A 22,437-nucleotide genomic window follows, 5' to 3' on the forward strand; every position below is an offset into this window, starting at 1 on the left:
GTTCGGTCAGGATTACTGACGAATGCCTTCGATGGAGATCTTGATTTCAACGGTTTCTGAGGCTTTACCCAGATCCATCGGAATACCGAAATCCTTTAAACGGAATTCGGTCTCGGCCTCAAAGCCCATACGGTAGTCGCCCCAGGGGTCTTCGCCGTGGCCAAGCATTTCGGCTTCCAGAGTGATCTCACGGGTCACGCCGCGCAGGGTGAAGTCGCCGATGATATCAGCCTCGCCGTCGTCATCCACAACCACCCGCTTGCTTTTGAAGGTGGCCTGCGGAAACTCGCCCACATGCAGGAAGTCCTCGCTGCGCAGGTGCTTGTCGCGCTCGGCGTGGTTGGAGTCCACACTGGCGGTGTCGATGGTAACGTTAACCGTGCTGTTCTCCGGGTTCTCGGCGTCGTAGACAAATTCGCCGTCGAAGTCGTTGAACCGGCCATACAGCCAGCTGTAGCCCAGATGGGAAATTTTGAAGGTGATAAACTGGTGGGCACCCTCTTTATCGAAGGCATAAGTGCCACTGTGTTCGCTGGCGTTGGCAGTGCCAATCAGTGCCACGGAAACGGCCGATGCGAGCAAGAGTTTTTTCATGGTGTTCTCCCTGTGTGAGTTATGGTTTTCGTTTGAGTCTTCTGATCAGGCTCAACCGCGGCCAAGCATGCGCTTGAGCGTGGCATCCCGATCAATAAAATGGTGCTTCAGTGCCGCCAGGGCATGCAGTCCGGCCAGCCCGATCAGTGACCAGGTACTCCAGTAATGGACAACGCCAGCGGTATCTTCCATTCCTCGAACCCGCCCGGTGACTGAGGGCACGTCAAACCAGCCGAATACGCTGATGGACGAACCGTCTGCCGTGGTGATCAGGTAACCGCTGATCATCGCAAAGAACAGCAGCAGGTAAAGCAGCCAGTGGGCCCCATGGGCGACCATTACCTCCCACCGCTGATGCTCCGGTAGCGGCTTGGGCGGTGGGCTTACGAACCGCCACACCAGCCGGGCCACCACCACTATGAACAGCAGTATGCCAATGCTCCGGTGAATGTGTGGCCCCTGTCGGTACCAGGGGTCGTAGTAGGACAGCTCCACCATCCACCAACCGAGCCCGAACAGCCCAATGACGGCCAGCGCCACCAGCCAGTGCAGGCTAACCGATATCGGGCCATAGGCCATTTTGGTATTGCGTAATCTCATAATCTGGGAACTCCTCCATCCCTGGACTGCGCCAGTCTGGGCCACAGCTTCGGTAAAATAAGTCTAGGCCCCGAACTCCCGGGTGAAAATCAAAATATTCTGCCGGGATGCATCAAATTATCTGATGAAGCGTGAGCGGAATGTCATCTCTGGTGCTGGCCACTTTGGTCGAATACGGGTTCTACGGATTGTGCAAAATCACAGCAACGCTAAACTTCTCACATACTTTAATTCGCCCCGTCGGGGGCCTCAGTGACCGAGAGGAAACGACATGGAACTGGAATTCGACGAATCCGTAGTAGTACCCAGCAACAATTGATCTGCCCATTCTGAATCCCCGGCCTGCCGGGGGTTTTGCTTTCCAACTCTCCCCTCCCGAAACACCGATACCAACACAAAGTCACAAACTGTTTCGAGTTTTACCGGTTAAACAGTGGTAATGATTCTTGTTTTTTGGCAATCTGCGCTTTAGCTAATCAGTTAACGCCTTGAAATACAGGCAATCGTGCCAGGGATGTGGGCACTCTGGCTAACAGTTCAGTAGTCGGCGCCTAACAGCGACGCCCTGATGTGTTCGTTAAACGATTCAGAATCGCCTATGTCCCACAGCCTTACCGATATCCTGCCAGCGCCAGAATTGGACCTGCTCTCCCCCATGCTCACCCAGCAGGGAGATTCCTGGACAGCCGATTTCAGAGGGCTAAAGCTCAGAACCGCCCTGCAACCGATTTACAGCATCTCCCACAAAAGGACCGTTGGTTATGAGGCCCTGATCCGGGCATTTGACAACGACAACGCGGCTGTACTCCCTAATCATCTGTTTGAACTTCCGGACACCGACGCTGAAAACCTGCTGCTGGACCGACTTTGCCGATACCTGCACATCCGTAACTACAGTGGCATAAAAGATCAGCTGAACTGGCTGTTTCTGAACGTATCCCCCCGGGTAGTGACCAGTGGCAGCCAGTCGGATTCGTTTTTCGGGTCACTGCTGAAGAAAACCGGGCTGCCGCCACACCGGATCGTTATGGAGATAGTTGAGCAGCCCACAGACGATGCTGAGAGACTGAAAGATACCGTCGCCTACTACCGGAAACTCGGCTGCCTCACCGCCATCGATGACTTCGGCGCAGGCCACTCGAATTTCGAGAGAATCTGGAACCTGTCGCCGGATATCGTCAAACTGGACAGGACGCTGTTAACCCGGGCCACAGATGATCAGCGGGCGCGGCAGATTCTGAATGGAATGGTGTCATTGTTGCACCAGTCGGGATGTCTGGTGCTGCTGGAAGGCGTAGAAACCCGGGACCAGGCCATGATAGCGATCGACGCCGGCGTAGACTTCGTACAGGGATTCTATTTCCGGCGCCCCTGCCTTGAACTGGAAGAACTTCCCCATACGCCGGCGGATCTCGAAGACTTGCTGCTGGAATACAAGAAGCGCAAACAGATTACCCAGGACCCGACACAGCAACTCGTCAGCTACTTCAGCGTGCCGTTCCGGCGGGCTATTGAACGGCTACAGGAAGGCAGCCTGATGTCACAGGCCTGCTTTGAGCTGCTGAACCATCCCGCGGTGTCCCGCTGCTATCTCGCAGACGACAAAGGTATCCAGATTGAAGACACCCTGGTCTCCGATTCCGCGATTGAGAAGCGGGACCCCCGATTCCGGCCGCTGGAGAACACCACCAGCGCCGACTGGTTCCGCCAGCAGTACCTGCGCCAGGCTCTGGCTCAGCCTGAGAGCCTGCACGTTACAACACCCTACCTGTGCGTGACCGGCGCTTACATGTGCGTCACTCTGTCACTGGCCTACCAGCATCAGGGGCGCTTGCAGGTGCTGTGCTGCGACATCCTCGCAAACCCCCATCAAACGCCGTAAACCAGAGAAATTACCCCGACAGTTATCAGCCCGATAAAGACATTCATCGGCAAGCCGACCCGGACAAAATCCCCGAAACGGTAGCCACCCGGCCCGAACACCATCATGTTGGTCTGGTAACCCAGCGGCGTTGCGAAGCTGGCCGAGGCGGCCATCATCACGGCAATGATAAACGGCTCTGAATCCACCCCCATGGCAGAGGTGAGCGACAACACCACCGGCACAATCAATACCGCGGCGGCATTGTTGGTGATCACTTCTGTCAACACCGACACCACCAGATAAACCAGCAGTAACGCCAGGAGAGTGTTGCCGTCGCTCAGGTTGAACACAGTACCAGCCAGGTAGCTTGCCGCGCCGGTCTGTTCCAGCGCGCCACCGAGGGCGAAAGACGCGGCGATGGTCAGAATCACCGGAACATCCACAGCTTTCTGGGCCTGGCCGACCGAACAGCAGCCAGAAAGAATCATCAGAAATGCCCCCACCAGGGCGGCGTTCAGCATAGTCATAATACCGCAGGCGGCGAGCCCGACCAGCGCCAACAGAATCCCCCAGGACAACCAGGCCCTGTCATGGCGCGGCGCTTCGGTCTCGAGGTCGTTGATCAGCAGGAAATCCTTGTTGTACCGCTGTCGGCTGACAAACGCAGGGCGCGCTTCCAGCAACAACACATCGCCGGGCTTTAACCGAATGTTGCCCAGGTTACCCGGCACTCGCTCACCACCGCGTGCAACCGCCAACACCACGGCACCGTAACGATCCCGGAAGCGGGCATCCCGGATGGTCTGCCCGAGTACGTCTGACTGGGGCGACAACACAGCCTCCACCAAACGCCGCTCGGCGCGGTCCTTGCTCAGTGATGGTTCATCATCGTGCACTGAGGGCACAATGCCGTTGATCCGCAACAAATCAGAAATCGCCTGGGTATCGCCGGCAAAGACGAGGCGGTCACCACCCCGAAGACGTTCTTCTGAGGGCACTGCGGTGACAACGCTGCCATCCCGCTCGATTTCAACCAGGTACAGGCGGTCCAGCTCCCGAAGCCCGGCTTCGCCGACGCTCTTGCCGACCAATGGGCCTTCGAACGCGACAGCCACCTCCAGGGTGAACTCTTTGACCGAGCCGAACTTCTGCTTGTCTTTTCGGTCTGGCAGCATTCGTGGCAGTACCAACAACATTACCGCAACCCCAATGATGGCAACCGGCAATCCCACCTGGGTAATGGCGAAGATTGAAAAGCCTTCCTCGCCGGTCAACTGCTGGTACTGACCATTGACCACCAGATTGGTACTGGTCCCGATCAGGGTTAACGTACCGCCAAAGATGGCGGCATAGCTGAGGGGAATCATCAACTTGGAAGGGGAAATACCGATCTTCCGCGACCAGGCGTGAACCGCCGGAATCATGGTGGCAACCACCGGCGTGTTGTTCAAGAAACCACTGAGAAGAGTAACAGGCAGGGCAATACGCGCCTGGGCACCGCGCACCGTTTTCGGGCTGCCCAGGATGTAACGCACGAGCAGATCCACGCCGCCGGAGTGATGCACTCCAGCCGCAACCACAAACATCGCCACCACAGTGATCAGCCCGGTATTACTGAACCCCACCAAGGCCTGTTCCGGGCCGATGATGCCCGTGGCGCTGAGAATCACCAGTACACCGAGCATCACCAGATGAGGGCCAAACCGACCAAAACTCATCAGCAGCAGGGCCGCTACCGCTAACCCGAGAGAAAACCAACCTTGCCAGACCATAAGCCCGAGTCATCCTAAAACATGAACGGGCAGGATAACGGCACACACCAATTCTTAGAAAGAATAAGTGATAATTTTTATAGCACGCAAAAGAATATCATACGGCAATATCCGCCATGTTGCCGTAGGCTTCCAGCCAGACTCGGCGGTCCGATGCCCGCTTCTTGCCCAGCAACATATCCATGCGCTCATCAGTATCGTCTCCCTCTTCCAGGGTGAGCATCACCAGGCGGCGAGTGTCTGGCGCCATGGTGGTTTCACGCAATTGCAGGGGATTCATCTCACCCAGGCCCTTGAAGCGCGTCACCTGAATCTTGCCCTTGCGCTTCTCGGCCGCCAGGCGGTCGATGATGCCCTGTTTTTCGTGCTCATCCAGGGCATAGAAGGTTTCCTTACCCAGATCCACCCGGTACAGCGGCGGCATGGCCACAAACACATGGCCGGCTGAAACCAGTGGGCGGAAGTGTTTTACAAACAGCGCGCACAGGAGCGTTGCGATATGCAGTCCGTCAGAGTCTGCATCCGCCAGGATACAGACCTTGTTGTAGCGCAAGCCGGTGAGATCGTCTGAGCCAGGATCGACACCGATGGCCACGGCAATGTCATGAACTTCCTGAGAGGCCAGGATTTCACCGGAATCCACCTCCCAGGTATTCAGGATCTTGCCCCGCAGTGGCATGACCGCCTGGAATTCCCGATCCCGAGCCTGCTTGGCGGAACCACCGGCCGAATCACCCTCCACCAGGAACAGCTCTGATCGGGTGGTATCGGCACCGGAGCAGTCGGCCAGCTTGCCAGGCAACGCCGGGCCAGAGGTGACCTTTTTACGGGCCACCTTCTTGCTGGCCCTCAGCCGGCGCTGGGCGTTGCTGATAAACAGCTCAGCCAGGGCTTCAGCAATATCGGTGTGCTGGTTCAGCCACAGGCTGAAGGCGTCTTTCACCACGCCGGAGACAAACGCCGCCGCCTCACGGGACGACAGGCGTTCTTTGGTCTGGCCGGAGAACTGCGGTTCCTGCATCTTGAACGACAGGACATAGGCCACCCGTTCCCAGATATCCTCGGGCGACAGTTTGACGCCGCGGGGCAATAAGCTGCGGAATTCGCAGAATTCCCGCATGGCTTCCAGCAGGCCCGTACGCAAACCATTCACATGGGTACCGCCCTGGGCAGTAGGAATCAGGTTGACGTAGCTTTCCATGACGGCATCACCGCCCTCCGGCAGCCACTGAATTGCCCAGTCCACCGCTTCCTTATTACCGGAAAAACTGCCGGTGAACGGCTCCAGCGGCACGGCTTCAATATCGGCCAGAGCGGTGCGCAAATAATCCCGAAGCCCGTCTTCGTAGAACCACTCGTCCTTTTCTCCGGTTTTCTCCTGCACAAAGGTGACGGTCAGGCCGGGACAAAGCACGGCCTTGGCCCGCAGGTTATGCCGCAGACGGCTGACGGAGAAATTGGGACTGTCGAAATATTTCGGATCGGGGGTGAACTTCAGCCGGGTACCGGTGTTGCGCTTGCCAACGGTATCGATCACTTCCAGCTCGGAGGCCTTGTCGCCATTGGCGAAGGTCATCCGGTGAACCTGACCATCCCGCCGGATGGTCACTTCCAGGTGGGTAGACAGAGCGTTAACGACAGACACACCTACACCATGCAGGCCGCCGGAGAAGTTGTAGTTACCCTCGGAAAACTTACCACCCGCGTGCAGGCGGGAGAGGATCAGCTCTACCCCCGGAACGCCCTCTTCCTTGTGGATATCGACGGGCATGCCGCGGCCATCGTCTTCCACACTCAGGGAGTTGTCACTGTGCAGGATCACATCAATCCGGCGGGCATGGCCGGCCAGCGCCTCATCCACGCTGTTGTCGATGACTTCCTGAGCCAGGTGGTTCGGCCGTGAGGTGTCGGTGTACATGCCCGGGCGCTTGCGCACCGGGTCAAGACCGCTCAGAACTTCAATGGCATCGGCGTTGTATTGTTGCTGGCTCATAGTAACGGCATGGCTCCGCAAGTGGTCGTTAAAGCTGAGCCATAGCTTAGGGATTCGGGCTGAAAGATCAATGTTTGTTTTGTGGCGACGCCAAGTGGTTTCAGTTTCCGAGGTCTTTCACCAACGGTGTTTCAGACAACCCGGAAACTTCCAGGCGCTGCCACTGGCTGTCCGCCACCGCGAGCACCACACAAGGCGAGGTAATCACCTGCGCCACCATCATGTCCGGCGCGGGCGAGTTGACCTTCATGGCCAGTTTCAGGGTTTTCCTGTCCGCCGTGGCAGACTCAAGGCCCACACTGTAGCCGGCGGTTGGTTTCTGGCCCAGGGTGACAATCACCAGTGACTCCCGATCCAGATTCACCTGGCGAATCACCCCGGTGGCCATGTTCTGCCCACTGACATCCAGCAATGCCTCAAGCTCGCCCTCAGAGCGCACGTGGGCAACCCCTGGGCCGGTCAGGCCGCAGTGGGCAGACTGGGTAACCTGGCGAACCTGGGGCTGCATGCCGGTACCTTCGCCACCGGTGGCACTGCAGGCTGTCAGCATCGCAGCGGTTAAAGGCACAAAGAAAAACCGGGCAAAACGTAGTGTCATTGTGTGATCCTGGGTCGGCTTTCATCATCGGCCGGAGCGCGGTCCCGCTCGGGTGAGATCAAACGGTAACCCTGAAAGCCCGGCCGGGGCAACACGTCGGGCGTGGCGGCAGAAATCGTCGGGCGGGTAAAACTGGTGGTCATCCGGATATCCAACAGGCTTTGCCCCTCCTCAATCGTAATTACCTCCCGCAAACCGGATATCGGGTACTCGGCGCAGGCCTCGCCAGGCTGACAGATTATGCCGTCGCCATCGATATCCGTGCCCGCCACCAAAAAGTAGTCGCCCGGACTGACTTCATTCAGCCGGCGCGGCTCCTCGCCGTCATCGGCATCAAAGCGGAAGCGATAACTTCCCTCAGAGGCTTCAACGGCTACCTGGGCCTCGGCCCAGTAGAATCCATCGTCATCCGGAGTGGTGTCTACCAGCAGGACGAAGTGGGTGCCGGCGTTCCGGGCCTGTTCGTCGCTGATGAGCTGGGCTATGACAGGAATGCGCAGGCTACGCGGGGTTCCATCATCTTTATAGGACACGCTGATATCACCTCGGTAAGCCTTATCCGGCTCGATCTCCGACTCCACCAATGATACGTGGAACACATACTGTTCGTTCTCAAGGGTCGGTTGAGTTGAGCTCAGCCAGACCAGGTTTTCGGTAAGAACAACGTCAGAAATTACCCCTTCACCAATCTGGTTCAGGGTCACCGTCGCACTCGTCGCTCCCTCATTGCTGAGCGAAACCTGAGAGGGTGATGGAGACAAAATCGTCACGTTGCCGTCCAGATTTGCCTGAAGCGCCTTGGCGGCATCAAGAACGCCATAGCCCAGCTGATCATTCCGGCTTCCCGGAAAATCGGTGAGTTCGCCGCTTTCCAGCAGGGCTCGGACGTCGCTGTAGGTGAGCGCACGTTCCTGAGCGTTCACCTGCGCTTTCAACAGTGCCATGACACCAGACACATGCGGAGTAGCCATAGACGTACCCTGAAGCCCGGTATAACTGGCAACAAACTGGCCGTCCTGCTCTACCGCACTGGTGCTCCAGATCACATCGGCCCGGCCATCGTTATTGCCATCCCGGCTGGCATCCCCACCGGGTGCTGCCAGATCAATCCAGCTGCCAAAATTTGAATAAGACGCCAGTCGCCCACCAGCATCTACGGCGCTGACCGCCAGCACGTTAGGCGATGCCGCCGGGAAAGACTGCGTGGAAGTTGCCGAGTTTCCTGCTGCGCCGACAAAGATCATGCCTCGCCCCACCCCGAAGGCAATGGCGTCTTCCAGGGCCTGGATACGAGGCAAACCGCCGAGGCTCAGATTGACGACATCGGCCCTCGGAGAGTTCAGAACCGGAGATTGACCTGTCACCCAACGTATAGCATCAATCAGGTCGGTGGATGAGCCGGCTCCACCCTCACCGAGAACGCGCACGGGTACGATTTTGGAACCGAAGGCAACGCCTCCAATACCATCTCCATTAACGACTGCCGCAACCGTCCCCGCCACATGGGTTCCATGGAAAACGCTGGCACCGACACTGCTACCAGGGTCTTCCGGATAATTGTCACCATCGACAAAGTCCCTGCCCGGGATTACGTTCTCGTTCAAGTCCGGATGCCAGGACGTCACTCCACGGGGGCTAAACAAACCACTATCCAGCACCGCTACCTCAACATCCTGACCACCATCCGACGCCAACTGCCAGGCACCCGGCCCATTGATCAGGTCGTAATGCCACTGCAAACGGTATAGAGGTTCATCCACCGGCGAGCTCTGCATGCTCGACATGGTGTAGTTGGGCACCGCATCTTTCACTCCCGGCATCTGCCGAAGCTGGGTAACCCAGGACAAGGTTTCCGCCTGCCTCTGAGTCGCACTGACAGCACGGGAAGAAGCCTGAGCCGGCATCCGCATCAACCAGTCCGAACCACCCAGATGCCGCTCAGCATTGGCCATACCGGTCGCCAGCGTGGACATGGTTCCAGAGTCGGTTGTATCCAGAGTGACAATGGCCTGGCCGGGGAGGAATTGGTGATCCGGCCAGTCAAGACTTAGGTTATCGAGTTGGGTGTCGGCCGCTTTAACCAGCACATAGCGGGCGGGACCGCCCCCGTTGGCCACAGTGACCTCAACAGAGTAATTCCGTTCCGGGGCGCCGCTATCTAGGGTCACGCTAACTGAAGGCTTGCCCGCCTCGGTCTCCTCTGCCCCATAGAGAATCCCTCCGGCGGTAACACGCAACCCAAGTTCCGCATTGCCGTCACGGCCACCAAAATTTCTCAGAATCACCGTTTCACCCGGCCCCATCGGCACAGTGAAAGTATCTACCGGGTCTGCCGCGTAACTGAACAACTGCCCGTTCAGCAGCGGATAGGAACCGCTACCTGAGCTGACATAGCCTGCCAGAACAAAACTGGCCGGCAGGGTTTGGGCACCCGAAGCGGGGCTGGCATCGGTAAACCGCAACTGATCCATCGTGTCCTGATCAATCCGGCTACCAGATTCGATACTGATGACGCCAGACAACGGGCCAAGATCAATGGCCGGAGGCTGGGAATCGGAGCTTCCGGAACCACCACCGCATCCTGCGAACAACACCACTCCCGAGAGCACAAGATACTGCGGCAATGTTCTTTTCACGGTCACCCTCTTTGCCTGTTTTTTATGAACGTCCTTATCCATACGCAAACTATAGGTCAAAAGTTCCAAAATCGTTTAATCCCGGCCCGGGGAAAATGAGCGCGAGGATGGAGGAGCAGGTTGGAGGGGCTTTCCGAAACACGCTGTGAATACATCCCTGTACGCTCCGCTCCGCCATCCATGGCTCCGCAGGGTTTCAGAAAGCCCCTCCAACCTTCTCCCTCCCCCAACATTTGCGGTCAACCAAAACAAGAAAACCCGTGAAGCAGAACTCCACGGGCTTCCGGTCTTCACGCCAACTACAAGGCGTAGAACAGCATCGGCACAAAGGCCACCAGCAGCAAGCTGGGTATCATCACCGCCAGCGGCAACAGCAGGCGCTGATAACGGTGCCAGAAGGTACCGGTGCGCTCTGCCGCCAGCACTTCAGTCTCACCAACCACCTGCCGCGTTAACAGATGGTTCAAGGCCACAGGCGGGCTCAGATAACCCAGCTCGAAGGCCACCAGACACACAATCCAGAAGTGCAGCGGGTCTACGCCAATCTGAATTGCTGGCTGGGCGATGGTGGCGGATACCAGAATCACCGCACCGAACGGGTCCATCACCATGCCGATCAGCGTCAGCATCACAACGATCACCATCATGGCAATCCAGGGGCTGGTCAGGGTCTCCGGGAAAATCGCGTGGACAATGTCGGAGCGCTCCAGAATACCGCCCAGGCAGATGGAGAACCCGATCAGGGCCAGCAGCGCTCCAATGTGAACGGCTGAATCACTGGCGGCATTGCTGCTGCGCTCAAAGAATGTCTGCATCCGGGAGACGGAAAGTTCCTTGCTCTCCCTGCCGGAGTCCAGCACCACCAGGGCCAGCATAACCAGCGGCAGAATCATCGGTGCACTGTATTCGTTGAACTTCAGGCCCAAGACCACCCAGATAGCAAAGATGACAGCGGCAGCGGTCAATGCATAAGGCACCAGTGGCAACAGTTGCTTCAGCGCAAGACGGAAAGCGCCCGGTGCCGGCTTAGGCTTCCAGTTACCCTCGGTCTTGCACACGATGAACGAGAACAGGCTAGCAGACAGAATGAACACCCAGAAGCCCCACCCGTACATTTCAGAGGTGGTCACTTCTTTGTTCAGCGCTGCAATAACCACAATCAGCAAGCATGGGTTGAGCACCACGCCCAGACTACCGGACATAGCCGTCGTCGCCAGGGAAAGCTGCCGCCCGGCACCGGCCTTGCGCAGTTCGTCATACACCACACCACCTACAGCCAGGATGAAGATACCGGAGGCGCCGGTGAAGGCGGTCGGAAAGGCGGTGGCAAAAATGATCACCGAGGCCAGCATGGGCGCTGGCAGGTTGAACGGTTTGACAATATTCAGCAACAGTTCGGGCACACGAGTCTGCTTGAGCATCATGCCCACCAAAACGTACAAGCCGATGTTGATGAACATGGAGGACAGGTTCGCCATCATGCCAAAGTAGATCGCCAGTCCCGAAGTGTAGCCGTCCACAAAAAAGAAGTAGGACATGGCGATCAAGCCCATGATGCAGTACAGGGGGATGACCAGACCGGAGGACAGGTTGAGGCTACCCGGCTTCATGCGCTCGGGAATATGGAAGAAACGAATGGCATTGATCACCATGAACATACCGAACACGCCGGCCCAAGCATATTGCAGAATCATCGTGCTCTCAGTGCCGGGCGATGTCGATAATCTCCCGAGATAGGCGTTGAGTGACAACACCATCAAACCGTTTACGATAAACTGGACTCCCTGGCTGAGCCGCCACTCCGACCTGTTGCGTGAGAGGCGCAGGGCAATATGGTCTGCATCGAGCGCGGAGATCGCAGCTGCCATGGCAAACATGGCAATAAACAGGTACTTGGTCAGCTCAATGTTATCAAGCAGAAAACCGGCCAAGCCCTGCTCAACACTCTTGTAAACTCCCAGCGCCCAGGTGGCGTGCTTCTGGTTCTCGGCAAACTGCAGGTGCCGCTGCTCGCACAAGGCCAGATTGCTTTCCAGTGATTGGCGAAGTGCCTCGGCATTGGGCGGCGAGCTGAACAGGTCGTCCGGGTCTGGCTTGTAGGCCTGGAGCCTTCGTTCCACCTCGGCCTCCACATCCATAAACATATTACAGGTGGGCTCCGTGGCATCCGGATTCAGCAGGTAATAGTTCGGCCAGACCTGCTCCCCTACCCACAACAACCGGGAATGAAGAGAATTCCCCATCCCCAGAAGCAGGGTCGATAGCAGCAGTAGCAAGAGAATAACCCCATGCATCCTGTGCACGGGGTACAGCGTCCTTGCTCCTGAGGCAGTCATCGCGCGCCAATTCATGTGCTTTTCTCCGATTATTCCCGGTTGTCAGCCGTGCACTCAGACGCACCCGGATTGCTGGCGCAGCGAATATTGCTCAAAAGGTTCATCATGCGCGGGTCGTAAACACTCGGGGCGCCATTGACACCATCACGCATTTCCAGACGATTCTCGCGGAACATTTCCTGGTAGCCGACAATGTCTTCATCCGGAATTCTTATCCATTGCTCTTCAGGAATGGCTTTTTCCTGACTTTCGATAAGGCTCATCGCCTGAGAGAACATACCCCAGGCAACTTCCCGCGATTTCTGAGCAGCTTCATCACTCAGTGCGCCTTCGCGGGCAACAATCTGGATAGTCAGTTGGGCCAGGGGATAATCGACGATACCGCCTTTGTCTCCAATGCCCTTGTAGAGCTCCAGTGCCTCGTAGGCAAACGCCGGAGCATAGGCGGCATCCACGGAACCATTATTGAACTTGCCGGCAAAGTTGGTAATGTCGGAGGGAACCACCGTCGCTTTCACATAATTGACCATATGAATGGCGTCGCGCTGGTAATCCAGAGTGGCCATTCGCTTACCCGCCAGCTTGGCGGCGGTATTGATGTTTCTGTCGTTAACGAACAGGTAGCCGGCCCCTGCGGGAACAATACCCAACACCTCGTAACCCTCAGACTTCATCAACGACGCGGCCCGTGGCTGAACGATGGTCGCCAGCAGAGTTTCCAGGTCGTTGTAGGTAGGAATCGCGCCCACCGCACTGACGCTGCCGGTGAACCGATTAAACGGCCGGATACGAATATCAGTGGCCGCAACAGCGTCACACTGGCCGGCATTGAAATCGCCAACGGCTACACCTTCATCAGTGTAGGGGCGAAGGTTGAAGTCCACTCCGTGGGCCCTCATTTCAAGTGCGTAGTCTTTGACCAGATTGTATACGTCGCCATTAGCGCCGATAACGTCAAACACACACATGGAAACTGTTTGGGCGGATGCCAATGGAGCAGCAACTGCCAGCGACAGGGCAGCAAGGGTTTTGCGGATCATAACGACCTCCGGGTCATTCTTGTGTTTGTAGATCAATCAGTGCGTAATCGGACGATTGCGTTAAAGCAACCCATCCAGATCCATGATTTCAATATTCTCTCGCTCGCGTTCAGGGCTCATCTTGCCGAAGAAGTTACGTGGCGTGCGATGGCCATACTCGGCGGTCCAGTGCTTATCAGAGGAGAACTGAACCATGGTGTAGGCTACTTCATCCAACAACCTGTAGTCGTCCCAAACGTTGATTCGGCCCTCGGAATCAGCGAAGCTCGCAATCGCACTCGCAAGCACATCCGGGCGCCCAAAGGTTTCGGCAGCCAAAACCTGCACCGCATGGGGTACACGCATACCAGCCTCTACACCCATCTCGCTGCTGTTATCAAGCACCTGCCAGGGGTCCGGCGACAGCTCAGGACGGGTATCTGGCAGCAGCAACCAGACCATTGCCCGCACAGCGTTAGGCAGCCCAGCCCATTTTTCATTGTCAAGGCACTGGAGGGCACGTTCCGTCCGGGGCGCAATATTGCGGGGCACACCGGCAAGCGCACCGGAATTGGCGTCGTTCACAATCGCCTGCATACCCGTCAGCAAACCGAGCAAAAAGGTCAGCTCATCTTGGTCGGTGAACAGGAACGGGCATTCGAGGGGTTCTGCAGATGGGTCAAAGTCATAGGCAGCCATCGCGCGCAGGTAAGAGCTATACCGGCGCTCAGCCGTTCTTGCATACAAACGCTTAGACCGCTCACGAGCGTCCCTCGCAGCCGGGACATCACTGTTGTACCGAGCCCGCAGGTAATCAAGCTCGGCATCCCAGGCGCGGTATTCCATGCAATTGCCCGCCAACAGCATCAGCAAGGCGCCGGTAGTGTCCGGGGGAGACGTTACCCTTGAGAATGAGTACACCAGTGGGTCGGTACCCTCACCCAGTGCGCAGGCCATTTCTGTGTCTGACATCTGCAACACGTAGGGTGTAGCCTCAGACTCCGCGTAGCCAGAAATCACCATGCCGGTGGTGGAGTATATCGGGTTCGCAGAGCAGCCGGCCAGCGCCACGGCCAGCCCTGCAAGTACAAACTTCTTGACCAAGGCTGAACCTCGGCCCAATAGAAAAACCTCTGGATTGAACATAATTTGACCTGTCTAGCTTTGTTATTGTCAGCAAGGGATGACGAGTGTTTTTATCACAATTTTTTCTCGCCAAACGGGTAACCAGAGCCTCTACAACCAATGCTCAGAACGCCCCAAGGAACCGATTTCTACGGCGCGAAGAATGCTTTGATTTTTGTCAGACAAGAATGGCTGGAATGACGAAAACAATAAGCCGATCAGGCCAATGGCCCACAAGGGAAGCATGGAAAATATAATTAAATTATAATAAACAATAGGTTATGAATCCGGCCTATTACTACAACCCGAGCATTACCATCACCTGGTCGGTCAGCCCATCCAGTGTCAGATCACCCCGTTCCGGCTTGTACCAGGTCACAGTCCAGCTCAGCGCACCGGTCAGCATACGCCGAACGATAAAGGGTTCCGCTTTGAGTTGCCCGAGCCCGCTAAGCTCCTCCAGAACGGACAGCCAGAGCCCTTCATAAATCTCACGCAATTCCAGCACCAGGCCTTGAGAGCTCTCAGAGAGGCTGCGCCATTCATAGACCAGCACCGCCATCGCCTCGCCGGTCTGGCCATTGATGGATTCCAGCTCGCTGCGCACCAGAGCCCTAAGTTTGTCCCGGGCCGATTCCTCGCTGTCGGCAGCCGCCTGCATCAACGCGGTGTTGAGCCGAATGGTCTCAACCATGACGGCTTTGAGAATTTCTTCTTTGGAGCGGAAGTGATGAAACAGGCTACCGGACTGGATGCCGACCGCTGCTGCCAGATCGCGCACGGTAGTGCGCTCATACCCTTTATCCCGGAACAACCTAGCCGCCTCTTTCAACAAGCGGCCGCGAGCACTGGTGGGGTCGGAAACAAGCTGCTCGGTAATCAGGGATTGAAGGATCTGGTTCTGGTTCACAAAGGCCATCCGGTTGTCTTGGTGGGACTTTTTATTCTACCTGAGATTTGCCTGTTTACAAACCAAGCGCTTGCTTGGTATTGTCATTCTCAACGTTGGATAACTTCCCGCCGACGCGGGCTTCACAACAAGGCCAAGAACATGTCACACGCCAACAAAACCATCCGCATCGGTTGCTCTGCCGCGTTCTGGGGCGACACTGAAACCGCCGCCGCCCAACTGGTGCGCCAGGGAAATATCGATTATCTGGTGGCCGATTACCTGGCCGAGATCACCATGTCGATCATGGCCGGCCAGAAGATGAAAGACCCGACCCAGGGCTATGCCCGGGATTTTGTACAAACGGTGATGGCGCCCCTATTGGGAGAGATAAAAGAAAAGGGCGTCCGGGTGCTGGCCAACGCTGGCGGTGTTAACCCGGTGGCTTGCCGAGATGCACTCCAGGCCCTGTGCGAAAAAGCGGGTGTCGACCTGAAAATTGCCCTGGTGCTGGGCGACGACCTGTTAATGAAGAAAAAGAAGCTGGCCGATGCCGTTATCACCGAGATGACCACCGGCCAGCCCTTCCCCGCCATGATGGTCAGTTTGAATGCCTATCTGGGCGCGCCTGGCCTGGTAGCTGCCTTGGAACAGGGTGCTGACATCATTATTACCGGCCGGGTGGCGGACAGCGCGCTGGTGCTGGCGCCGCTGGTGCATGAATTCGGCTGGGCCTGGAACGATTACGACAAGCTGGCCCAGGGCAGCCTGGCCGGGCATTTGCTGGAATGCGGCGCCCAGTCGACCGGCGGTAATTTCACCGATTGGGAACTGGTGGCTGACGGCTACGCCAATATGGGCTTCCCCATTGCTGAAGTGAACGCCTCCGGCGATTTTGTGATGACCAAGCCCGAGGGCACCGGCGGCCTGGTCAGCCGGGGCACGGTAAGCGAGCAGCTGGTGTATGAGATTGGTGATCCAAGGGCCTATCTGTTGCCCGACGTTACCTGCGATTTCACCCAGGTTGCGCTTGAGGAAATCGGTAAGGATCAGGTTCGCGTTTCCGGTGCCAAAGGTCTGCCACCTACCAACAGTTACAAGGTTTCCGGCACCTGGCCGGATGGTTTCAAGTGCACGGTCACGTTCCTGCTGGCCGGCCTGGATGCCCGCGCCAAGGCACAACGGGTAGCGGAGGCCATTCTGGCCAAAACGTCGGCGATGTTTGCCGAGCGGAGCCTGCCGGACTATTCCGAAACCAGTATCGAATTGCTGGGTACCGAAACCACCTATGGCGAACATGGCAAGGGCGACCAATGCCGGGAGGTAGTGGTGAAGATTGCTACTGCCCATCCCAAAAAAGAGGCACTGGTGCTGTTTTCACGGGAGATTGCCCAGGCGGCCACCGGGATGGCACCCGGCATCACGGGTATTGTCGGCGGCCGGCCGACGGTGTGGCCGAAGATTCGTTTGTTCTCCTGCCTGGTACCAAAATCGGAAGTGGCGGTTTCGGTGGATTTGGCTGGCGAGAAGTCTGAGGTGGTGGTCTCAACCGAGGGTGGTTTCGAGCCAGGTGCTCTGGCGGCTGAGCCGGACTCTCGGATGGAGGTGGCGGCGGATACTACGGTGCCTTTGATCAAGCTCGCTTGGGCGCGGTCCGGGGATAAGGGCGATCACAGCAATATCGGGGTGATTGCGCGGGATCCGGAGTATGTTCCTTATATTGAGGCGGCGTTGACGGAGCAGGCGGTGGCGCAGTGGATGTCGCATACGCTGAATCCGGAGTCTGGCAAGGTGACGCGTTGGTCTATGCCAGGGTTGCATGCGTTCAACTTTTTGCTGGAGCACAGTCTTGGGGGCGGTGGTGTGGCGTCGCTTCGGATTGATCCGCAGGGTAAGGCCTTTGCGCAGCAGCTGTTGGAGTTTCCGGTGCCTGTGCCTTCTAACTTGGTGCAGCAATGAACACAGTCATCTGGTTGCGGAGTACGCACCCCGCTGAGGGAGAGCCTTACAAAAAACGCTCCTTCGGCACTTCCCTGTGGCGCTTGGGCTCCGCCATCCTTGGCTCCGCACATTTTTGTAAGGCTCTCCCCCAGCGAGGTGCCCCAACCTTTTACGTGGATTCAGTTTATTCGGATAAGGATTTTTTATGAGTTATCAGTCTGTTCTTCGGCCGGGGTTGTTTGAAGGCCAGGTATTTATTGTGACCGGCGGCGGTTCCGGCATTGGCCGTTGTACCGCCCATGAATTGGCCGCTCTGGGTGCTCGGGTGGCGCTGGTGGGTCGTAAGCAGGAAAAGGTGGACGCGGTTAAGGCCGAGATTGAGGAAGACGGCGGCATTGCCAGTGCTCATGCCTGCGATATTCGTGAGGAGGAGTCGGTCAAGGCGACGGTGAAGGCCGTTATCGAGACCCACGGTGGGCTGAACGGGGTGGTGAACAACGCCGGCGGGCAGTTTGCGTCTCCGCTGACGGGGATTAACCAGAAGGGTTGGGAAACCGTGGTGCGGACGAATCTGACCGGTGGTTTTCTGATTTCCCGGGAGGCCTATACCCAGGCGTTGAGTAAGACCGGCGGTTCGATTGTGAACATTGTGGCGGATATGTGGGGCGGCATGCCCGGCATGGGCCACTCTGGCGCGGCTCGGGCCGGGATGGTGAATTTTACTCAGACGGCGGCGGTTGAGTGGGCGCCGTCCGGGGTTCGGGTGAATGCGGTGGCGCCGGGGTGGATTGCGTCCAGTGGGATGGATAACTACCCGGCCCATATGAAGTCGTGGATTCGTAGCCTGGCGGATGCGGTGCCGATCAAGCGGATGGGTACGGAATCGGAGGTGAGTTCGGCGATCTGTTTCCTACTTAGCCCGGGCGCGGCGTTTATCAGTGGCGATTGTCTGCGGATTGATGGCGCGGCGTCTCAGGGCGGGCGCGTGTGGCCGATGCCCAAGGCCAAGAATAACGAGCCCTATAACGGTTTCCACCGGGCGGTAACGCCGAAAGTATTGAGTGACGACTGAGGATTTCCCATGCAGGTACTGGAAACAACAATAAGCCCCCAGTCCGACGAGTTCCGGGCCAATGTAGAGGCCATGGAAGCCCACATCACCACTTTTCGGGACGTGGAGCAGAAGATTCTGGACCTGGCGGAATCGGCCCGGGAGAAGTTTACCAAGCGCGGTAAGCTGCTGCCGAGGGATCGCATCAATCGGCTGCTGGATCGTGGCAGTGAATTCCTGGAGCTGTGCTCCCTGGCCGGTTACAAGATGCACGATGACAAAGACGGCTCCATGGCTGGTGGCGGGATTATTGCCGGTATAGGCCAGGTATCAGGTGTTCGTTGCCTGGTGGTCGCCAGTAACAGCGCCATCAAGGGTGGCACCATTACCCCTGCAGGTCTGGATAAGACCCTGCGCCTTCAGCAGATTGCCATGGAGAACAAGCTGCCGGTGGTGTCCTTGTCCGAATCCGGCGGCGCTAACCTGAACTACGCCACCGACATTTTCGTGCTCGGTGCCCGGGGCTTTGCCAATCAGGCGCGGATGTCCGCAGCGGGCATTCCGCAAGTGACGGTGGTGCATGGCAATGCCACCGCCGGCGGTGCCTATCAGCCGGGCCTGTCGGATTATGTGATCACTGTGCGTGAGCAGGCCAAGATGTTCCTGGCAGGCCCGCCTCTGTTGAAAGCGGCCACCGGCGAAGTCGCCACCGATGAAGAACTCGGCGGCGCAGAAATGCACGCCACCGTGGCCGGCACTGCTGAATATCTGGCAGAGGACGACGCCGACGGCATCCGCCAGGCTCGTGAAATCCTCGGTGCCCTGCCCTGGAACGAAAACCTGCCGCTGAGGCAGGAACCGCAGTGGGATGAGCCGCTTTATCCGGCCGAAGAGCTGTTGGGCGTGATTCCTTCCGACGCCAAGAAACCCTACGACGTGCGCGAGATCCTCGCCCGGATCGCCGATGGCTCCCGATTCCTGGATTTCAAGAACGATTACGACAACCAGACCGTATGCGGCACCATCCGCATCCACGGCCACAGTGTCGGCATCATTGGCAACAATGGCCCGATCACACCGGCCGGTTCCACCAAGGCGGCGCAGTTTATCCAGCTCTGCGACCAGGCAGGCACGCCTATCCTGTTTCTGCATAACACCACTGGCTTTATGGTGGGCACGCACTCGGAACAGAACGGCATCATCAAGCACGGGTCCAAGATGATTCAGGCCGTGGCCAACTGCCGGGTGCCAAAACTCGCCGTGGTCGTCGGCGGTTCCTACGGCGCCGGCAACTACGCCATGTGCGGCCGGGGCCTGGATCCGAGATTCATCTTCGCCTGGCCCAACAGCCGCACCGCCGTCATGGGTCCGGCCCAGGCCGGCAAGGTGATGCGCATCGTGGCGGAAGACAAGCAACGCAAAAGCGGAATAGAACCGGACGAGAAAACCCTGGCGTTTCTGGAACAGGCCACCGCCAAGAAACTCGAAGACGGCTCCACGGCCCTGTTCGGTACCGCACGGCTGTGGGACGACGGTTTGATCGATCCACGGGATACCCGGCGCGTGCTGGCCATGGCGCTGTCTGTTTGCCGCGAAGCCGAACAACGACAACTGCGACCCAACGTTTACGGCGTCGCCCGCTTCTGATTTCCACACTGATTTACTGGGAGAACAACAATGAAATTCACAGCCGAACACGAAGCCCTTAGAAAAACTGTCCGCGATTTCGTGGAAAAGGAAATCAACCCACACTGCGACGAATGGGAAGAAGCCGGCGAGTTTCCGATTCACGACCTGTTCAAGAAGCTCGGCAACCTGGGCCTGCTGGGTATCCAGAAGCCGGAAGAATACGGCGGCATGGGACTGGATTACAGCTACAACCTGGTGGCGGCCGAGGAGCTCGGCATGGCCAAATGTGGCGGCGTGCCGTTGGCCGTGGGCGTGCAGACCGACATGTGTACACCTGCTATCGCCCGCTTCGGGTCCGACGAACTCAAACGGGATTTCCTGGCCCCGGCCATCGCTGGCGACATGGTGGGCTGTATCGGTGTCAGTGAAGTAGGCGCAGGTTCCGACGTGGCCGGCCTGAAGACCACAGCCAGGAAAGACGGCGATGACTACGTCATCAACGGCTCCAAGATGTGGATCACCAACTCCCCGAAAGCCGACTTCATGTGTCTGCTGGCCAACACCAGCGACGACAAGCCCCACAAGAACAAGACCCTGATCATCGTGCCCATGAACACGCCGGGCATCAGCTTTAGCCCGCACCTGAACAAGCTGGGCATGCGTTCCTCTGAAACGGCCCAGGTGTTCTTTGACGACGTGCGCGTACCCCAGCGCAACCGCATTGGCGCCGAGGGCACCGGCTTTATGATGCAGATGGTGCAGTTTCAGGAGGAGCGTTTGTGGGGCGCGGCTAATGTGATCAAGGCGCTGGAAAACTGCGTTACCCAGACCATCGAATACTGCCGCGAGCGCAAGACATTTGGTCAGCCGCTGATCGACAACCAGTACATCCACTTCCGCCTGGCGGAGTTGCAGACCGAGATCGAAGCGCTGCGGGCGCTGACTTATCAGGCCTGTGAGCTGCATGTTGAAGGTAAGGATGTGACCAAGCTGGCGTCTATGGCCAAACTGAAAGCAGGCCGTTTGGGCCGGGAAGTAACCGACACCTGCCTGCAGTTCTGGGGTGGCAACGGCTACATGTGGGATAACCCCCTGTCACGGGCTTACCGCGATGTGCGACTGGTCTCCATCGGCGGCGGCGCCGACGAAATCATGCTGGGCATTATCTGCAAGCTGATGGGTACCTTGCCTGGCAAAAAACGCGACTAACGTTGTGCAAGGCCTTGTGGGCAGGTAGGGCTTGGCGGAGGGCCATGAGGCGGGGATCCCTTTTCGGGACACGCCTACAAGCACTTCCCTGTGGGCTCGTTTCGGGCCGTCCATGGCCCTCAACGGTCCCGAAAAGGGATCCCCGCCTCACAGCCCCGAACATTTTACGTGGAGTCCTTTTATGGAACAGCAATTACCACAGTGTGAAACCCTGACTCTCGAAAAACAGGGCCCGACGCTGCTCATTACGATTAACAGACCCGACGTTCGCAACGCCATGAGCCTCCACATGGTCGCGGAACTGTCCACCGTGTTCAGCGAAGTCGAACACGACCAAAGCATCCGAGCCGTCGTCATCCGCGGCGCCGGTGGACACTTCTGCGCCGGCGGCGATATCAAAGACATGGCCGGTGCCCGGGGCCAGAAAGCCGGAGAAGGCCGCGACGACCCGTTCTACAAACTCAACCGCGCCTTCGGCCAGATGATCCAGCAGGTCAACGAATCCGCCAAAGTCGTCATTGCCATCACCGAAGGCGCCGTCATGGGCGGAGGCTTCGGCCTGGCCTGCGTCTCTGACCTCGCCATCGCCGGCCCGACAGCCAAGTTCGGCATGCCGGAAACCACCCTCGGCGTCATCCCGGCCCAGATCGCCCCGTTCGTTGTAGAACGCATCGGCCTGACCCAGGCCCGTCGACTGGCCCTGTTGGGATTGAGAATCGACGCAGCAGAAGCCTGCGCACTCGGCATCGTTCACCAGGTCGCCGAATCCGAAGAACAACTCAGCGACATGCTCAACCAGGCCCTGGAACGTGTCCGCCTGTGCGCCCCAAATGCCACGGCAGAAACCAAAGCCTTGCTGCACCGGGTCGGCCACGAAGCCATGGCCGGCTTGCTGGATGACGCCGCCGAGAAATTCGCCGCAGCCATCCGGGGGCCGGAGGGCATGGAAGGCACCATGGCGTTCATGCAAAAGCGTGAGCCAAAGTGGGTCGGCAACGAAAGCTAATCAACAACAAGAAGCAACAGCAGCAGACTGCTTGCACAACATGTCTGCAGGCACGAACAAAGTCAGCGGGAGCGCCGCTGGCGGGGAGGGCCTCCGGAAAATCTCGGAGGCCATGGATGGCCGGAGCGAAGCGCACACGGATGTGCTCGTAGCGTTTTTCCGGAGGCCCTCCCCG

General features: G+C 57.9%; 16 protein-coding genes. 6 read left to right on the plus strand and 10 right to left on the minus strand.

The annotated features are described in order from the left end of the window. Positions 1-12: 12 nt before the first annotated feature. Both ABIE59_RS06675 and ABIE59_RS06680 read right to left on the minus strand, forming a co-directional pair. Positions 13-594, minus strand: a complete 582-nt coding sequence (locus ABIE59_RS06675) for a YceI family protein (protein WP_354445428.1) — start codon at positions 592-594, stop codon at positions 13-15. A 51-nt stretch (positions 595-645) separates the two neighbouring features. Next, positions 646-1,194 (minus strand): cytochrome b, encoded by a 549-nt coding sequence (locus ABIE59_RS06680; RefSeq protein WP_354445430.1) that lies wholly within the window; start codon positions 1,192-1,194, stop codon positions 646-648. Positions 1,195-1,792: 598 nt separating this feature from the next. Here ABIE59_RS06680 and ABIE59_RS06685 point away from each other — a divergent pair. Then, on the plus strand, positions 1,793-3,076 hold the full coding sequence (locus ABIE59_RS06685; RefSeq protein WP_354445432.1) for an EAL domain-containing protein: 1,284 nt from the start codon (positions 1,793-1,795) through the stop codon (positions 3,074-3,076). Here ABIE59_RS06685 and ABIE59_RS06690 read toward each other — a convergent pair. The 8 genes from ABIE59_RS06690 to ABIE59_RS06725 all read right to left on the minus strand — a co-directional run bounded on the left by ABIE59_RS06690 (position 3,064) and on the right by ABIE59_RS06725 (position 15,456). Continuing rightward, the gene (locus ABIE59_RS06690) at positions 3,064-4,830 is read right to left on the minus strand and encodes an SLC13 family permease (protein ID WP_354445434.1); all 1,767 of its coding nucleotides are present in this window, start codon (positions 4,828-4,830) and stop codon (positions 3,064-3,066) included. The genes ABIE59_RS06685 and ABIE59_RS06690 overlap by 13 nt on opposite strands. Positions 4,831-4,927: 97 nt before the next feature. Next, positions 4,928-6,823: a DNA topoisomerase IV subunit B gene (parE, locus tag ABIE59_RS06695; RefSeq protein ID WP_354445436.1), complete on the minus strand. Its 1,896-nt coding sequence runs from the start codon at positions 6,821-6,823 to the stop codon at positions 4,928-4,930. A 100-nt stretch (positions 6,824-6,923) separates the two neighbouring features. Continuing rightward, on the minus strand, positions 6,924-7,421 hold the full coding sequence (locus ABIE59_RS06700) for a protease complex subunit PrcB family protein (protein WP_354445438.1): 498 nt from the start codon (positions 7,419-7,421) through the stop codon (positions 6,924-6,926). After that, on the minus strand, positions 7,418-10,057 hold the full coding sequence (locus tag ABIE59_RS06705) for a S8 family serine peptidase (RefSeq protein WP_354445440.1): 2,640 nt from the start codon (positions 10,055-10,057) through the stop codon (positions 7,418-7,420). Before ABIE59_RS06705 ends, ABIE59_RS06700 begins: the two co-directional genes overlap by 4 nt. Before the next feature lie 299 nt (positions 10,058-10,356). Beyond that, positions 10,357-12,408, minus strand: a complete 2,052-nt coding sequence (locus ABIE59_RS06710; protein ID WP_354445442.1) for a TRAP transporter large permease subunit — start codon at positions 12,406-12,408, stop codon at positions 10,357-10,359. A gap of 14 nt (positions 12,409-12,422) precedes the next feature. Continuing rightward, entirely contained in the window at positions 12,423-13,433 is a 1,011-nt protein-coding gene (locus ABIE59_RS06715) for a putative solute-binding protein (RefSeq protein WP_354445444.1), read from the minus strand. Positions 13,434-13,493: 60 nt separating this feature from the next. Beyond that, positions 13,494-14,558: a hypothetical protein gene (locus ABIE59_RS06720; protein WP_354445446.1), complete on the minus strand. Its 1,065-nt coding sequence runs from the start codon at positions 14,556-14,558 to the stop codon at positions 13,494-13,496. A gap of 277 nt (positions 14,559-14,835) precedes the next feature. Further along, complete coding sequence (locus ABIE59_RS06725; protein ID WP_354445448.1) at positions 14,836-15,456, minus strand: TetR/AcrR family transcriptional regulator; 621 nt, start codon at positions 15,454-15,456, stop codon at positions 14,836-14,838. A gap of 132 nt (positions 15,457-15,588) precedes the next feature. Here ABIE59_RS06725 and ABIE59_RS06730 point away from each other — a divergent pair, with 132 nt between their 5' ends. The 5 genes from ABIE59_RS06730 (at position 15,589) to ABIE59_RS06750 (ending at position 22,262) form a co-directional block, all read left to right on the plus strand. Beyond that, positions 15,589-17,385, plus strand: a complete 1,797-nt coding sequence (locus ABIE59_RS06730; RefSeq protein ID WP_354445450.1) for an acyclic terpene utilization AtuA family protein — start codon at positions 15,589-15,591, stop codon at positions 17,383-17,385. Between the two features lie 187 nt (positions 17,386-17,572). Next, on the plus strand, positions 17,573-18,439 hold the full coding sequence (locus ABIE59_RS06735; RefSeq protein ID WP_152438726.1) for an SDR family oxidoreductase: 867 nt from the start codon (positions 17,573-17,575) through the stop codon (positions 18,437-18,439). 9 nt (positions 18,440-18,448) lie between these two features. After that, entirely contained in the window at positions 18,449-20,065 is a 1,617-nt protein-coding gene (locus tag ABIE59_RS06740) for an acyl-CoA carboxylase subunit beta (protein ID WP_354445452.1), read from the plus strand. Between the two features lie 30 nt (positions 20,066-20,095). Further along, positions 20,096-21,256, plus strand: coding sequence for a citronellyl-CoA dehydrogenase (atuD, locus tag ABIE59_RS06745; RefSeq protein ID WP_354445454.1), 1,161 nt, complete (start codon positions 20,096-20,098; stop codon positions 21,254-21,256). Positions 21,257-21,437: 181 nt separating this feature from the next. Beyond that, positions 21,438-22,262 carry an enoyl-CoA hydratase-related protein gene (locus ABIE59_RS06750; protein ID WP_354445456.1) on the plus strand — a complete coding sequence of 275 codons (825 nt, stop codon included), beginning with the start codon at positions 21,438-21,440 and terminating at the stop codon, positions 22,260-22,262. The last annotated feature ends 175 nt before the right edge of the window (positions 22,263-22,437 follow it).

The sequence above is a fragment of the Marinobacter sp. MBR-99 genome (assembly GCF_040547575.1).
Taxonomy (GTDB): Bacteria; Pseudomonadota; Gammaproteobacteria; order Pseudomonadales; family Oleiphilaceae; genus Marinobacter.

What these genes read in the sequence shown, in the direction of transcription:
- ABIE59_RS06675 (WP_354445428.1), bottom strand. Translation starts at nt 594, where the DNA reads ATGAAAAAACTCTTGCTCGCATCGGCCGTTTCCGTGGCACTGATTGGC.
- ABIE59_RS06680 (WP_354445430.1), bottom strand. Translation starts at nt 1,194, where the DNA reads ATGAGATTACGCAATACCAAAATGGCCTATGGCCCGATATCGGTTAGC.
- ABIE59_RS06685 (WP_354445432.1), top strand. Translation starts at nt 1,793, where the DNA reads ATGTCCCACAGCCTTACCGATATCCTGCCAGCGCCAGAATTGGACCTG.
- ABIE59_RS06690 (WP_354445434.1), bottom strand. Translation starts at nt 4,830, where the DNA reads ATGGTCTGGCAAGGTTGGTTTTCTCTCGGGTTAGCGGTAGCGGCCCTG.
- parE (WP_354445436.1), bottom strand. Translation starts at nt 6,823, where the DNA reads ATGAGCCAGCAACAATACAACGCCGATGCCATTGAAGTTCTGAGCGGT.
- ABIE59_RS06700 (WP_354445438.1), bottom strand. Translation starts at nt 7,421, where the DNA reads ATGACACTACGTTTTGCCCGGTTTTTCTTTGTGCCTTTAACCGCTGCG.
- ABIE59_RS06710 (WP_354445442.1), bottom strand. Translation starts at nt 12,408, where the DNA reads ATGAATTGGCGCGCGATGACTGCCTCAGGAGCAAGGACGCTGTACCCC.
- ABIE59_RS06715 (WP_354445444.1), bottom strand. Translation starts at nt 13,433, where the DNA reads ATGATCCGCAAAACCCTTGCTGCCCTGTCGCTGGCAGTTGCTGCTCCA.
- ABIE59_RS06720 (WP_354445446.1), bottom strand. Translation starts at nt 14,558, where the DNA reads ATGTTCAATCCAGAGGTTTTTCTATTGGGCCGAGGTTCAGCCTTGGTC.
- ABIE59_RS06725 (WP_354445448.1), bottom strand. Translation starts at nt 15,456, where the DNA reads ATGGCCTTTGTGAACCAGAACCAGATCCTTCAATCCCTGATTACCGAG.
- ABIE59_RS06730 (WP_354445450.1), top strand. Translation starts at nt 15,589, where the DNA reads ATGTCACACGCCAACAAAACCATCCGCATCGGTTGCTCTGCCGCGTTC.
- ABIE59_RS06735 (WP_152438726.1), top strand. Translation starts at nt 17,573, where the DNA reads ATGAGTTATCAGTCTGTTCTTCGGCCGGGGTTGTTTGAAGGCCAGGTA.
- ABIE59_RS06740 (WP_354445452.1), top strand. Translation starts at nt 18,449, where the DNA reads ATGCAGGTACTGGAAACAACAATAAGCCCCCAGTCCGACGAGTTCCGG.
- atuD (WP_354445454.1), top strand. Translation starts at nt 20,096, where the DNA reads ATGAAATTCACAGCCGAACACGAAGCCCTTAGAAAAACTGTCCGCGAT.
- ABIE59_RS06750 (WP_354445456.1), top strand. Translation starts at nt 21,438, where the DNA reads ATGGAACAGCAATTACCACAGTGTGAAACCCTGACTCTCGAAAAACAG.